Origin of the sequence: Variovorax sp. OV329, assembly GCF_900114785.1 — a bacterium.
Taxonomy (GTDB): Bacteria; Pseudomonadota; Gammaproteobacteria; order Burkholderiales; family Burkholderiaceae_C; genus Variovorax.
On sequence record NZ_FOUG01000004.1, the window covers coordinates 297,082 to 311,088 of the forward strand.

The window sequence follows — 14,007 nt, forward strand, 5'->3', positions numbered from 1 at the left end:
ATGCTGTACCCGGAACTCTTCAGGCAACTCGAATCCGTCCGTTGGGACATGGATCGGGATATCCCCTGGCAGTCCTTCGACGCCAGCCGCCTGACCGAAGAGCAGGCCCAGACCATCAAGATGAACGCCATCACCGAGTGGGCGGCGCTGCCGGCCACCGAGATGTTCCTGCGCGACAACCGGCACGACAGCGATTTTTCCGCTTTCATGTCCATCTGGTTCTTCGAGGAGCAAAAGCACTCGCTGGTCCTGATGGAATACCTCAAGCGCTTCGCCCCGCAGCATGCGCCCACCGAGCAGGAATTGCACGAGGTGCGCTTTGACTTCGACCCGGCCCCGCCGCTGGAAACGTTGATGCTGCACTTCTGCGGCGAGATCCGCCTGAACCACTGGTACCGCCGGGCGGCCGAATGGCACACCGAGCCGGTCATCAAGCACATCTACACCACGCTGAGCCAGGACGAAGCCCGCCACGGCGGCGCTTACCTGCGCTACATGAAGCGCGCCATGGAGAAGTTCGGCGACGAGGCCCGCGCCGCCTTCACCAAGGTGGGCGTGCTCATGGCCAGCGCCCGCCGCACGGCCCAGGCGCTGCACCCGACCAACCTGCACGTCAACAAGGCGCTGTTCCCCAACGACACGATCCAGAGCCGCATGCCCGACCCCGACTGGCTCGAGCACTGGCTGGACAAGCAGATCAAGTTCGATGCTGTGTGGGAAACCAAGGTCGGCGACCGCATCCTGCACAACCTGAGCCTGCTGATGAACCGCAGCTTCAAGACGGTGCAGGAACTCAATCGCTACCGCAAGGAGATCACGGCGAACCTGGCGCCGAAGACGGCCTACCAGGGCGCCTGATCGCCCGGGGCTTCGTGCCCTGTCACAAAGCGGCATCCCCGGACGTCTTGCACGCATGGATGCCGCCACCCAGACCTTCGATCGCCTGCGCCCACGCCTGATGGGCATCGCCTACCGCATGCTTGGCTCCGTCGCCGAGGCGGAGGAAGTGGTGCAGGACGCCTGGCTGCGCTGGCACGAAAGCGCCACCGACGCGCTGCAGAGTGCCGAGGCCTGGCTGGTCTCGGTGGTCACCCGGCTGTCCATCGACCGGCTGCGCGCGGCCAAGGTGAGGCGCGAACACTACGTCGGCACCTGGCTGCCCGAACCCCTGGTGAGCGACTCGCCGGATTCGCCCGAGCAGCTGCTCGAGCGCGCCGACAACCTGTCGGTCGCCTTTCTCGCGCTCATGGAACGCCTCACGCCCGAGGCGCGCGCCGCCTTCCTGCTGCGCGAGGTCTTCGACGCGGAGTACGACGAGGTCGCGCGCGTGCTGGTCAAGAGCGAGGCCGCCTGCCGCCAGCTGGTGCACCGCGCGAAAGAGCAGCTGCGCGACGAGCGCCCGCGCTTTCCGGTCGACCGCGCGACGCACGAGCGCCTGCTGCAAAGCTTCGCGCAGGCCGCGATGAAGGGCGACCTCAAGGAGATCAAGGCCCTGCTGTCCGAGCAGGTCGAGCTGGTGGGCGACGGCGGCGGCAAGGTGCCCAACTTCGGCAAGGTGCTGCGCGGGCGCGACCGGCTGGCGCACCTCTACTACGCGGTGGCGCGGCGCGCCGAAGGCTCGCTGCAGATGGTGCTGGCCGAGGTCAACGGCGTGCCCGGCCTGCTGCGCTACGTGGACGGCGTGCTCGAATCCGTGCAGTCCTTCGAGACCGACGGGCAGCGCATCCTGCGCATCCACTCGCAGCGAAACCCGGACAAGTTGCTGCACGTCCGGCCGCTCTGAGCCGGCCCGTTGTCACAACGCGCACCGCTGGGCCGTCTTGTGGATGTCAACGAAAGAAAGGACATCCATCATGACCAACGAGATCAACACCAAGGCACGCCTGCCCTGGAACCAGCTGGCCCCGCAGGCCTACAAGGCCATGGGCGGCGTGGCCGCGGCCCTGGCGGATTCGACGCTGGGGAAGAAGCTCATCGACCTGGTACAGCTGCGCGTGTCGCAGATCAACGGCTGCGCCTACTGCGTGGACATGCACGCGCGCGACCTGCTCAAGATGGGCGAGGACCTGCAGCGCGTCAACAGCCTGAGCACCTGGCACGAGGTGGGCCTGTACGACGCGCGCGAGCGCGCCGCGCTGCAGTGGGCCGAGAGCCTCACCCAGGTGGCCGACACCCACGCACCCGACGCCGACTTCGAGCAGCTGAAGGCGCACTTCGACGACCGCGAGATCGCCGAGCTGAGCCTGGTGGTGTCGCTGATGAACGCCTGGAACCGCATGGGCGTGGGCATGCGCATGCCCGTGGTGCCCAGGGCGCTGCAGCCCGCCTGAGCGCGCCGTACGCTTTCAGCGGCGCTCGAGCACCATCGGCGAAAGCTGCAGGCTGGCACGCAGCTGGTCGGCCGTGCCCTGGGCTGCCTCGCGCGACGCGAAGGGCCCGGCCTGCACGCGGTAGAGGCCGCGCTCGTTGAACACCTTGAGCTGCGGGCCGAGCGAGGGCAGGCCGCGCGAGGCCTGCTCGCGCAGGCCGCTGGCACCGGACGGCTGGCTGAAGGCACCCAGCTGCACCCAGAAGCCGGTGCTCGGCAAGTCGCCGGCCGCGCCGGCTTGCGCCGAGGACGCGGCGACGGGTGGGAGCGGTGCGAGCGCTGGCAGGGCCGTGGCCTCTGGCTGCGCTGCGGCCACCACGGGCGCCGTCGACACCGCAGGCACCACCATTGCGCCAGGCACGGCGACCGCGTTGGCGCTCGCGGCGCCTGCACTCGAAGGCATCGGCGCCCCGGTCGACGCGGAAACGGCCCCGTCGTACGCGGCGGCGGAACCGGCACTTGCCACAGGGGCCGGCTGCGCGGGCAGGGGCCGCGGCGCGACGGCGAACACGCTGTCCTGCGATCCGTTGCGCTGCCAGTTGCCGGCGCGGATGTCGTCGTTGGTGAGCCGCTCGATTTCCACCGGCGCCACGCCGCGCAGCAAATCAAGCTTGTAGGCGGCGGCGTAGCTCAGGTCGATGATGCGGCCGTCGTGGAAGGGGCCGCGGTCATTCACCCGCACGATGGCCTCGCGCCCGTTGGCCGGGTTGCGCACGCGCACGTAGCTGGGCAGCGGCAGCGTCTTGTGCGCCGCCGTCATCGCATACATGTCGTAGGGCTCGCCGCTGGCGGTGGACTGGGCGTGGAACTTGGTGCCGTACCAGGAGGCCAGTCCCGCTTCGCGAAACGGTCGGTCGTCGGTGATGGGCACGTAGCTGCGGCCGAGCACCGTGTAGGGCTTGGCGGTGCCGCCGCCGCTGCGCACCGGCTCGACCCGCGGCGTGGCGTCCTGCAATTGGGAAAGATCGGCCGGCGGCTGCGAAGGCCCGCCGTCGCGTCCGCCGCGCGGGCCGCTGGCGCAGCCGGCGAGAAGCACACCCAGCGCGAGCGCGAATCCCGCGGCCGCACCGAGTGCGCGCCCTTCAGCCAAACACGGCCTTCCACAGGGCCAGCATGGCCGCCCGCTCGCTCGCCGCTGCGGCCAGCGGCAGCTGCGTCGATTCCTCGTTGAGCCGCAGGCGGTGCTGCATGCGGCGCAGCTCGCGGTAGGCCGCGCCCGCCTGCCGGCCCACGCCGGCGGGCAGCAGGCCCGCCTGCTCGGCACGCTGCAGCAGCGCGATGTTGCCCACGTTGGGAACGAGCGATGGATGGCTCGCGGACTGCGACAGCACCAGGAACTGCACCGCGAACTCCGCGTCCACCATCCCGCCGGGGCTGTGCTTGACGTCGAAGCGATCGGCTTTCACCGGCCGCGCATCGCGCACCTTCTGGCGCATCGCCACGATCTCGGCCTTGAGCGAATCGACGTCGCGCGGCGCGGTGATGACGGCCTCGCGCACCTTGTCGAAGCGCTCGCCTAGCTGCGGATCGCCCAGCACGAAGCGGGCGCGTGTCATGGCCTGGTGCTCCCAGGTCCACGCGGTGTTGCTGCCGCGGCCCAGCTGGTACTTCTCGTAGGCCTCGAAGCTGGTGGTCAGCAGGCCGGAGTTGCCGTTGGGCCGCAGCGCGGTGTCGATCTCGAAGAGATCGCCCTCGCGCAGCTTCACCGTGAGCCAGTTGATGAGCTTGCGCACGAAGGCCGGGTAGACCTCGGGGGCGCGCTCGTCCTCGTCGTCGTAGACGAAGACGATGTCCAGGTCGCTGCCGTAGCCCAGCTCCTTCCCGCCCAGCTTGCCGTAGCCGATGATGGCGAACTGCGGCGATTCGCGGTGGCGGCTCTTCAGATGCTCCCAGCACCAGCGTGCCGTGACGCGCAGCACCGCATCGGCCAGGGCGCTGAGGTCGTCGGCCACCTCCTCCACCGTGATGCGGCCTTCGACGTCGCGCGCCAGCGTGCGGAACACCTCGGCATGGTGGGCGCGGCGCAGCATGTTCATCTGCTCTTCCTCGTCGGCCTCGTTGGTGCTGTGCAGGGCGCTGCGGCGCTGCTCCAGCTCGGCCTCGAACTCGGCGGCGTTGAAGCGGCTGGTCAGCATCTCGTCGCTGGCCAGCTCGTCGATCACGCCGGGGTGCTTGATGAGATAGCGCGCCGGCCACTTGGCCGCGCCCAGGATGCGCAGCAGCCGCTCCTGCACCGCGGGCCGCTCCACCAGCAAGGCCAGGTAGCTCTCGCGCCGGAACAGCGGCTCGAGCCAGTCGGCCCAGCGCAGCGCAGCGTCCACGTGGTTGGGCGTCTGGCCCTCGGCGTCGCCGTCGGGCTCGGCCAGCCACTGGCCGGTGCGGCGCACCAGTTGGCGCAGCCGTGCCTGCCCTTCCTCGCGCATGGCCAGCACGCGCGGGTGGGTGCACCAGGGCTTGACGCGCTCGGCGAAGGCCGGCGGCAGCTCGTCGAGCAGCTCCGCCAGGTCTTCGGGCGCGGGCGCGCTCTGCCTGCCGCTGCTGCAGCGCTTGCCGCTGCACTTGCCGTTGCTCTTCTCGTTGCCGCCCAGCAGCTTGTCGAACTCCTGCGCCACGAACTCGCGGTGCGTGTCCAGCTGGCTGAGGAAGTCGCAGCAGTCCATGTAGCCCAGGGTGGCGGAGATCCAGTGCTGGTCTTCGTCGCTGACTGGCAGCACGTGCGTCTGCTGGTCGTCCAGGTACTGGATGCGGTGTTCCACGCGGCGCAGGAACACGTAGGCCGCGGCCAGCGCGTCGGCGGTTGCCTGAGGCATGAGGCCGGCGGCTGTGAGTCGCTGCAGCGCGTCGAGCGTGGGGCGGGTGCGCAGCTCGGGGAACTGGCCGCCGCGCACCACCTGCAGCAGCTGCACGATGAACTCGATCTCGCGGATGCCGCCGCGCGAGAGCTTCACGTCGTTGGCCCGCTCGGGCCGGCCGGCGCTGCGGCGCGCGGCCTGGTCGCGGATCTGCCGGTGCAGCGTGCGCAGCGAATCGAACACGCTGTAGTCGAGGTAGCGCCTGAAAACGAAGGGCAGCACCACCGAGCGCAGGCCCTGGGCCGACGCGTCCTTGATGTGGGCCTGCGGCGCCACGATGCGGCTCTTGAGCCAGGCGAAGCGCTCCCACTCGCGGCCTTGCACCTGCAGGTACTCTTCGAGCGCGTCGAGCGACACCACCGGCGGGCCCGAGTTGCCATTGGGCCGCAATGCGAGGTCGACGCGGAACACGAAGCCGTGCTCGGTCGTGTCGCCCACCAGCGCATAGATGCGCTTGACCACCGCGGCGAAGAACTCCTGGTTGCTCACGCGGTTCATGCCGTGCGCGTTGCCCGACGTTTCGCCGCCCTGGTCGAACACGTAGATGAGGTCGATGTCGCTGGACACGTTGAGCTCGCGCGCGCCCAGCTTGCCCATGCCGATGATCCACAGGCGCGCCCGCTGCCCGTCGGCGCCCACGGGTGCGCCGTGCACCGCCTCGAGTTCTTCCTCGGCCTGGCGGCAGGCGACGTCGAGCGCGAACTCGGCCAGGTGCGTGACGGCGCAGGTCACCACCGACAGCGCGGCCTGCCCGTCGCAGTCCAGCGTGACCAGCCGCTCCATGACCAGCTGCCGTGCAATGCGCAGCGCATCGCCCACCGCGTAGCCGCGCTCGCGCAGTGCCGCGTAGGCCTGCTCGATCTGGGGACGTTCGGGCGCGCCGGCCGGCAGCAGGGGCAGCTCGCCGGCGTAGCGCCGGCGCAGCCGCTGGACGAATCGGGAATAGGAGGACAGTGGCGGCGGCGCCTTGCGGGATGCGGATTCGGCGGAACCCGCGGGTGCGCCGCCGGTCATAATTCCAGGCACAGCGCGGTCCTCAATGAATGTCACGGCGTCTCCCCCTTCGCATCTGCTCAAGATCACCGCTGTGACAGCGCGCTGGGCGCTGGGTCTGCTGGTGGCAGCATGGCTGTTGTTCGCACTTGTGGTCCTGGTCCTACACGCTTGGATTGTGCCGCGAATCGGCGAATACCGTGGGGTGCTGGAAGCCCAGGCCTCACGGTCCATCGGGGTAGAGGTTCGCATTGGTTCAATCCATGCGCAGGCTGAGGGTTTTCACGGTCTTTTGTTTCCCACCTTCGAGCTGCGCGATGTGGCGCTGCTCGACGCGCAGAAGCGCGAGGGACTCAAGCTCGCGCGCGTGGTCGCCACCGTCTCGCCGCGCTCGCTGTTCCGCCTGAGCTTCGAGCGGCTGTATGTCGAGCGGCCCGAGGTCGATGTGCGCCTGGATGCGCTGGGCAAGTTCCACGTGGCCGGCCTGTCGATGGGCACGTCCGAGACCAGCGGCGAATCTCGATCGGCCGACTGGGTCTTCTCGCAGCGCGAGGTCGCGATCGAGGGTGGCACGGTACGCTGGACCGACGAGCGCCGCGGCGCGCCGCCGCTGGTGCTGACCGACGTCAACTTCTTCGCCCGCAACAGCGCCCGCCGCCATGCGCTGGGGCTGGACGCGACGCCGCCCGAGGGCTGGGGCGACCGCTTCTCGCTGCGCGGCCAGTTCCGCCAGCCGCTGCTGTCTACCCGCAGCGGCAACTGGCATGAATGGGACGGGCAGGTCTATGCGGACCTGCCGCGCATCGACGTCAGCCGCATCGGCCGCTACGTGTCGCTGGACTTCAGCGTGCGCGAAGGCAATGGCGCGCTGCGTGTCTGGGGCGACGTGAGGAACGGGCAGCTCGTGGGCGGCACGCTGGACATGGGGCTGGACAGCGTGGACGTGACGCTGCAGCCCGCGCTGCAGCCCCTGGTACTGCGATCGCTCACCGGCCGCATCGCGCTGCGCCAGAGCCCGGACGACCGCACGGTGGAGCTGTCCACCACCAAGCTCGCCTTCGAGACGCGCGACGGCGTGATCTGGCCGGGCGGCAACCTGTGGCTGTCGCACACGCCTCCCACCGGCCGCGACGCGGGCCGTGGCGCCATCAAGGCCGACCGCCTGGACCTGGCCATGCTGGCGCAGATCGCAGACCGCCTGCCCCTGGGCGAGAAGCTTCACCAGGCGCTGGCGCGGCGCGCGCCGCAGGGCCTGGTGGACCGGCTGGATGCCGAATGGGACGGGCCCCTGGAGTCTCCGCGCCGCTACCAGGCACGCGGCCGTCTGAGCAAGTTCGCCGTGGCCTCGGAGCCAGCGGCCCAGGCCGACCACGCGGGCGCACCGGGCCTCTCGGGCGCCACCATCGACTTCGACGCCACGCAGGCGGGCGGCTCGGCCAGCATCGGGATCGCACGCGGCACGCTGGATTTCCCGGGCGTGTTCGAAGACCCGCTGGTGCCCATCGACGAACTCACCACCCGTGCCACCTGGAAGATCGACGGCCCGCGCGTCCAGGTGCAGCTGGCCGGCCTGCGCTTCGCCAATGCCGACGCCCAGGGCGACGCGCGCCTGTCCTGGCAGACCAGCGACCCGGCCACCTCCGCGAGCCATAGCCGCTTCCCCGGCGTGCTCGACCTCGAAGGCAAGCTGACCCGCGCCGACGGCACCAAGGTGCATCGCTACCTGCCGCTGCACATCCCCAAGGAGACGCGCGACTACGTGCGCGACGCGGTGACCGCCGGCGTGGCCAGCACCGTGGACTTCAAGGTGAAGGGCGACCTGTGGGACATGCCCTTTCCCGAGGCGAAGCAGGGCGAGTTCCGCATTGCCGCCAAGCTGGCCGACGTGCACTACGCCTACGTGCCGCCGCCGCGTGCCGACCAGCGCCGCGGCACGGGTAGCGGCGTTGCTGCAAGCAGCAGCAGTAGCAGCAGCAGTGCAAGCGGCAACGGCGAGCCCGTCTGGCCTGCCCTGACCGCAACCAGCGGCGAGCTGATCTTCGAGCGCATCGGCATGAAGGTGCGCAATGCGCGCGGCCGCCTGGCCGGCGCGCCCGGCATCGAGATGACGCGCGGCGAGGCCGAGATCGCCGACCTCATGCACCACGCGCCCGTGCTCAAGGTCAATGCGCAGGCGGCGGGCCCGCTGCCCGAGCTGCTGAAGGCGGCGACCCCATTGGCCGGCCCGGCGCGCGATTTCGCGTCGCAGGTGCGCGCCGGCGGCCGCGCCGACTACAAGCTGCAGCTGGAGATGCCGCTGTCGGCGATGGACAAGACCAAGGTGCAGGCCAGCATCGGACTGCTCGACAACGAACTGCAGATCACGCCCGACACGCCGGCCTTCAGCCAGGCGCGCGGCCAGCTCAGCTTCACCGAGAACGGCTTCAGCCTGGCCAACGTGCGCGCCCGCGTGCTCGGTGGCGACACGCGCGTGGAGGGCAAGGGCCGCTACGGGGGCACGGGCCACGACATGAGCTTTCGCGCGCAGGGCGTGATCACGGCAGAGGGCCTGCGCAGCCAGCGGGAGATGGGCTGGCTGGCCGACCTGGGCCGCAGGATGAGCGGCAGCACCGCCTACCAGCTGGACTGGGGCATGCGCGACGGCGTGGCCGAGATGGCGCTGTCAAGCAACCTGCAGGGCCTGGGCATGCAGCTGCCGTCCCCGCTGGCCAAGGCCGCCGAGGACAGCCTGGCCTTCTCGGTGGAGAAGAAGGTGGTGATGCGCGACGCGGCCACCCGGGGCAATGGGGCGCCGCGCATGCAGGACCGCATCGGCATCGGCATGGGCCGCATCGCCACGGCGACCTGGCTGCGCGACATCTCGGGCGCGGAACCCAAGGTGATCAACGGCGGCATCGCCGTGGGGCTGCCCGCGGGCGAGAGCGTGGTGGCGCCCGAGAGCGGCGTGCTGGCCAATCTGAATTTCGGCAAGTTCGACATCGATGCCTGGCAGGCCCTGTTCAAGGATGCCGCCGGCGCGGCGTCGGCAGCGGCACCGGGCACCGGCGGTGCGGCCGAGGCCGAAGCTTCTCCTTACCTCCCCAACGTGATCGCGCTGCGCGCGCAGGAGCTGCGCTTCGGCGGTCGGCGCCTGTCCAACATCGTGCTGGGCGGCAGCCGCGACGGACCGCTGTGGCGCGCCAACGTGGACTCGGACGAGCTCAGCGGCTATGTCGAATACAACCAGGCGCAGGCCGGCCGCGTCATGGCACGCCTGGCGCGCCTGAGGATCGCGCGCAGCGAAGCCAGCGAGGTCGAGTCGCTGCTGGACCAGCAGGCCAGCTCGCTGCCGGCGCTGGACATCGTGGTGGAAGACTTCGAGCTCTACGGGCGGCGCCTGGGCCGCGCCGAGGTCGAAGCCGTGAACCGTGGCAGCGGCGGCACGCGCGAATGGCGGCTCAACCGCCTGAAACTCGTCACGCCCGAAGCCACCTTCGCCGCGCAGGGCAGCTGGGCCGCCCTGCGCGGCGAGACGGGGCGGCGCACCAGCATGAGCTTCAAGCTGGACATCGAAGATGCCGGCGCGCTGCTCAACCGCTTCGGCATGCAGGAGGTGCTGCGGCGCGGCCGCGGCTCGCTGGAAGGCGACGTGGCCTGGCGCGGCTCGCCCTTCTCCATCGACTACCCCAGCATGGACGGCAAGCTGCACCTGGACGTCGCGCAGGGCCAGTTCCTCAAGGCCGAGCCGGGCATTGCCAAGCTGCTGGGCGTGCTGAGCCTGCAGGCGCTGCCGCGCCGCTTCACGCTGGATTTCCGCGACATCTTCAGCCAGGGCTTCGCCTTCGACTTCATCCGCGGCGATGCCAGTATCGCCAAGGGCGTGGCCAGCACCAACAACCTGCAGATGAAGGGCGTGAACGCCGCCGTGCTCATGGACGGCTCGGCCGACCTCGCGCACGAGACCACCAACCTGCGCGTGGTGGTGGTGCCCGAGATCAACGCCGGCACCGCCGCCTTGGTGGCCACCGCCATCAACCCGGCCATCGGCCTGGCCACCTTCCTGGCCCAGTACGCGCTCAGCAAGCCGCTGTCGGCGGCGGCCACGCAGGAGTTCCAGATCGAGGGCAGCTGGGCCGACCCCAAGATCACCAAGGTGCCGCGCCGGCAGGCGCAGACGGAGAACAAGCCATGAAAGTCGCAGCCATCCAGATGGTCTCGGCCGTCGCGCGCGAAGCCAACCTCGCGCGCGCGCACCGCCTGCTGGCCCAGGCGGCGGAGGCGGGCGCCGAGCTGGCGGTGCTGCCCGAGTACTTCTGCGTGATGGGCCAGCGCGACACCGACAAGCTCGCGCTGCGCGAGAGCGCCGAGGGCGGCATGGTGCAGGGCTTCCTGGGCGACGCGGCCCGCGAGTTCGGCATGTGGATCGTGGGCGGCACCCTGCCGCTGGAGAGCGAGGAGGAAGACCATGTCTTCAACAGCTCGCTGGCCTTCTCGCCCGAGGGCGAGTGCGTGGCGCGCTACGACAAGATCCATCTCTTCTACTTCGACAACGGCGTGGAGCGCTACGACGAGCGCCGCGTCATCACGCCCGGCATCCATCCGGTTGTGTTCGAGCTGCCTTCGCGCGACGGCCACACCTGGACCGTGGGGCTGAGCGTCTGCTATGACCTGCGCTTTCCGGAGCTCTACCGCGCATTGGCGCGCCACGGCGCCGAGCTGATGCTGGTGCCCAGCGCCTTCACCCGCACCACCGGCGCCGCGCACTGGGAGGCGCTGCTGCGCGCCCGCGCCATCGAGAACCTCTCGTGGGTGGTGGCGCCGGCGCAGGGCGGCGTGCACGAGAACGGCCGCCAGACCTGGGGCCACTCCATGGTCGTCGACCCCTGGGGCGCCGTGCTGGCACAGCAGGATGTGGGCGAGGGCGTGGTGCTGTGCGAGCTGGACGCCAACCAGATCGAGCGCGTCCGCCAGCAGCTGCCAGCACTGTCTCACCGGGTCCTGTAGCCGACCGACGTGAGCACGCACCAGCCTTCACCCATCGCGCCGCTGCAAGCGGCCGACCACGACGACCTCGATGCGCTGGGCGTGCTGCCGGCGCACCTGGCACGGCCGCTCTCGCGGCTGCGTTCGGCCTGGCAGCGCTGGTTCCTGTGGGTGATCCTGGCGGCGCTGGTGCTGGCACTGGTGGGGACGGTGGTCTGGCTGGCAGGGCGGCACGAGGTGCAGCAGGTGCAGGAGCAGCTGGACCGCGACACCCTCGATGCCGTGGCCGACCTGCGCAACGGCCTGCAGCGCAATGCGCAGAGCCTGCGCGCCCTGCAGGCCGAGCCGCTGGTGCCGGCCCAGTGGGAGGAGCGGGCGCGCGAGCTGCTGCGCGCGCACCGCGAGTGGGTGCGCATCGAGTGGCGCGATCCCAGCATGCGCGTGATGGCCTCGGCCGACACGCCCTACCGCGCGCCCATGTTCGAGAAGATCTCCCGCCTGTCGGTGGACCAGGCCGATGTCACCCTGGCCTGCACCAGCGCACGCAAGCTCAGTGGCGCCGCCTACTCGCCCAGCCACTTCGTGCCGCTGGCCGAGGGCGGCGGCATGGAAGTGGTGGAGATGTGCCTGCAACTGGACAAGGGCGGCTACCTGGTAGCCGCCTATTCGCTGCGCGACACGCTGATCGAGCTGGTCACGCCCAGCCTGCGGCGCGGCCAGGAAGTGGCGCTGATGGAGGTGGACGGCACCCGCCTGGCGGCCGTGGGCGCGCAGCGGCGCAGCGGCACGCGGGTGTTCAGCTCCCTGCAGCCCATCGACCTGCCGGGCTTTGCCGTGATGCTGCGCATCGACGGCTGGCGCGCCGAGCCCGACCTCTTTCCCAACGTGCTCACCGGCCTGGTCACGTTCATCTCGATCGCGCTGGTGTCGGTGCTGATCCTGCTGGCACGCGACACCAAGCGGCGCATCAAGGCCGAGCGCGACCTGGCCGATTCGCTGGCCTTCCGCAAGGCGATGGAAGACTCGGTGGTCACCGGCCTGCGCGCGCGCGACCTCGATGGGCGCATCACCTATGTGAACCCTGCCTTCTGCAAGATGGTGGGCTTCTCCGCCGAGGAGCTGATGGACAGCGACACCGCGCAGGCGCCCTACTGGCCCACCGAGCTGGCGCCCGAGTACCAGCAGCGCCATGCCGCGCGCCTGGCCGGCGGCATACCCTCGCGCGACGGCTTCGAGTCGGTTTTCATGCGCAAGGACGGCACGCGTTTCCCGGTGCTGATCTTCGAAGCGCCGCTCATCGTCGCCGACAAGGTGCAGACCGGCTGGATGAGCGCCTTCGTCGACCTGAGCGAGCAACGACGCATCGAGGAGCAGACGCGCGCCGCGCAGGAGCGGCTGCAGGCCAGCGCGCGCCTGGCGACCGTGGGCGAGATGGCCTCGCTGCTCAGCCATGAGCTCACCCAGCCCCTGGCCGCCATTTCCAGCTATGCCAATGGCTCGCTCAACCTGCTGGAGCAGGACGATGCCGCGCAAGCGTCCGTGGCGGTGCAAAGCCAGGCCCTTGGCGACCTGCGCATGGCGCTGGCGCGCATTGCCGAGCAGGCCGGCCGCGCCGGCCGCGTGATCCGCAGCGTCCACGACGTCGTGCGCCGGCGCGAACGCACCCGCGAAAGCGTGCATGCGCAGGAATTGTTCGATGCGGTGCTGCCGCTGGTGCAGCTGCAGGCGCGCAAGCTGGGCGTGCGCATCGAGCTGCATGTGGCGCCCGGCCTGCCGCCCGTGCAGTGCGACCGCACGCTGGTCGAGCAGGTGCTGCTCAACCTGGCGCGCAATGCCATGCAGTCGATGGATCTGCCGCAGATCACACGCCGCGAACTGACCCTGCGCGCGTCACGCACACCGGCCAGCAAGGTGGCCGCCGGTGCGGAGGCCCGGCGCTGGGTCGAGTTCTCGGTGGCCGACGTGGGCCTGGGCATCGACACCGAGGTGGCCGAGCGCCTGTTCACGCCCTTCTTCACCACCCGCAGCGAAGGCATGGGGCTGGGCCTGAGCCTGTGCCGCACAGTGGTGGAGCAGCATGGGGGCGTGCTGGCCTACGAGCCCAACCGACCGCGCGGCACGCTCTTCCGATTCACCCTGCCGGCCGCGCAAGGCGCAACGGCCCCCTGAACGCCTGACTTCGAACCATGCAACCCCTCATCGACGGCCTGATCTTCATCGTGGACGACGACGCCAGCGTGCGCGAGGCCCTGGCCTGGCTGCTGCGCTCGCGCCGCCTGCAGAGCGAGCATTTCGGCAGCGCCGAGGACTTCGAGGCGCGCCTGGCGGGCGAGGCGGCCCCGGCCACGCCCAGCCAACCTCGCTGCCTGCTGCTGGACGTGCGCATGCCCGGCACCAGCGGCCTGGTGCTCTACGAACGCCTGGCCGAACGTGGCTGGCTGGCCGCCATGCCGGTGATCTTTCTCACCGGCCATGCCGACGTGCCCACCGCGGTGGACCTGGTCAAGCGCGGCGCCTTCGACTTCTGCGAAAAGCCCTTTTCCGACAACGCGCTGGTGGACCGGATCGAGCACGCATTGAGCGCCTCCTCGCGCGCGATCGCCCTGCAGGGCGAGCGCGCAGCCATCTCGGCGCGTGTGGCCGAGCTCACCGAGCGCGAGCGTCTGGTGATGCAGCGCGTGGTCGAGGGGCTGCCGAACAAGCTGATTGCCGATCAGCTGTGCATCAGCGTGCGCACGGTGGAAGTGCACCGTGCGCGCGTGTTCGAGAAGATGGATGTGAAGTCGGCCGTGGAGTTGGCCAACCTGCTGCGCGGTAGCTGGTCCGCTTAGC

9 protein-coding genes are annotated in these 14,007 nt (G+C 70.2%); 7 read left to right on the top strand and 2 right to left on the bottom strand.

From position 1 onward, the window contains the following. The 3 genes from BM345_RS08825 (at window position 1) to BM345_RS08835 (ending at window position 2,330) form a co-directional block, all read left to right on the top strand. Window positions 1-858 carry a ferritin family protein gene (locus BM345_RS08825; protein ID WP_093378014.1) on the top strand — a complete coding sequence of 286 codons (858 nt, stop codon included), beginning with the start codon at window positions 1-3 and terminating at the stop codon, window positions 856-858. Window positions 859-913: 55 nt separating this feature from the next. After that, window positions 914-1,783, top strand: coding sequence for an RNA polymerase sigma-70 factor (locus BM345_RS08830; RefSeq protein WP_093378017.1), 870 nt, complete (start codon window positions 914-916; stop codon window positions 1,781-1,783). Between the two features lie 70 nt (window positions 1,784-1,853). After that, window positions 1,854-2,330: a carboxymuconolactone decarboxylase family protein gene (locus BM345_RS08835; RefSeq protein WP_093378019.1), complete on the top strand. Its 477-nt coding sequence runs from the start codon at window positions 1,854-1,856 to the stop codon at window positions 2,328-2,330. Between the two features lie 15 nt (window positions 2,331-2,345). Here the strand turns inward: BM345_RS08835 and BM345_RS08840 are convergent, their stop codons facing one another. Together BM345_RS08840 and glnE are read right to left on the bottom strand one after the other, a co-directional pair. Then, complete coding sequence (locus BM345_RS08840; RefSeq protein WP_093378021.1) at window positions 2,346-3,458, bottom strand: septal ring lytic transglycosylase RlpA family protein; 1,113 nt, start codon at window positions 3,456-3,458, stop codon at window positions 2,346-2,348. After that, window positions 3,451-6,234, bottom strand: coding sequence for a bifunctional [glutamate--ammonia ligase]-adenylyl-L-tyrosine phosphorylase/[glutamate--ammonia-ligase] adenylyltransferase (gene glnE / locus BM345_RS08845; protein ID WP_093378023.1), 2,784 nt, complete (start codon window positions 6,232-6,234; stop codon window positions 3,451-3,453). Before glnE ends, BM345_RS08840 begins: the two co-directional genes overlap by 8 nt. Window positions 6,235-6,259: 25 nt before the next feature. On the opposite strand from glnE, the gene BM345_RS08850 reads away from it, so the two are divergent. From BM345_RS08850 to BM345_RS08865, 4 genes are all read left to right on the top strand, one after another. Continuing rightward, window positions 6,260-10,384 (top strand): YhdP family protein, encoded by a 4,125-nt coding sequence (locus BM345_RS08850; RefSeq protein ID WP_093378025.1) that lies wholly within the window; start codon window positions 6,260-6,262, stop codon window positions 10,382-10,384. Further along, the gene (locus tag BM345_RS08855; protein WP_093378027.1) at window positions 10,381-11,196 is read left to right on the top strand and encodes a carbon-nitrogen hydrolase family protein; all 816 of its coding nucleotides are present in this window, start codon (window positions 10,381-10,383) and stop codon (window positions 11,194-11,196) included. The genes BM345_RS08850 and BM345_RS08855 overlap by 4 nt, the downstream gene beginning before the upstream one ends. 81 nt (window positions 11,197-11,277) lie before the next feature. Beyond that, entirely contained in the window at window positions 11,278-13,344 is a 2,067-nt protein-coding gene (locus tag BM345_RS08860) for a two-component system sensor histidine kinase NtrB (protein WP_254789665.1), read from the top strand. 17 nt (window positions 13,345-13,361) lie between these two features. Continuing rightward, window positions 13,362-14,006: a response regulator transcription factor gene (locus tag BM345_RS08865; protein WP_093378031.1), complete on the top strand. Its 645-nt coding sequence runs from the start codon at window positions 13,362-13,364 to the stop codon at window positions 14,004-14,006. Window position 14,007: the final 1 nt, after the last annotated feature.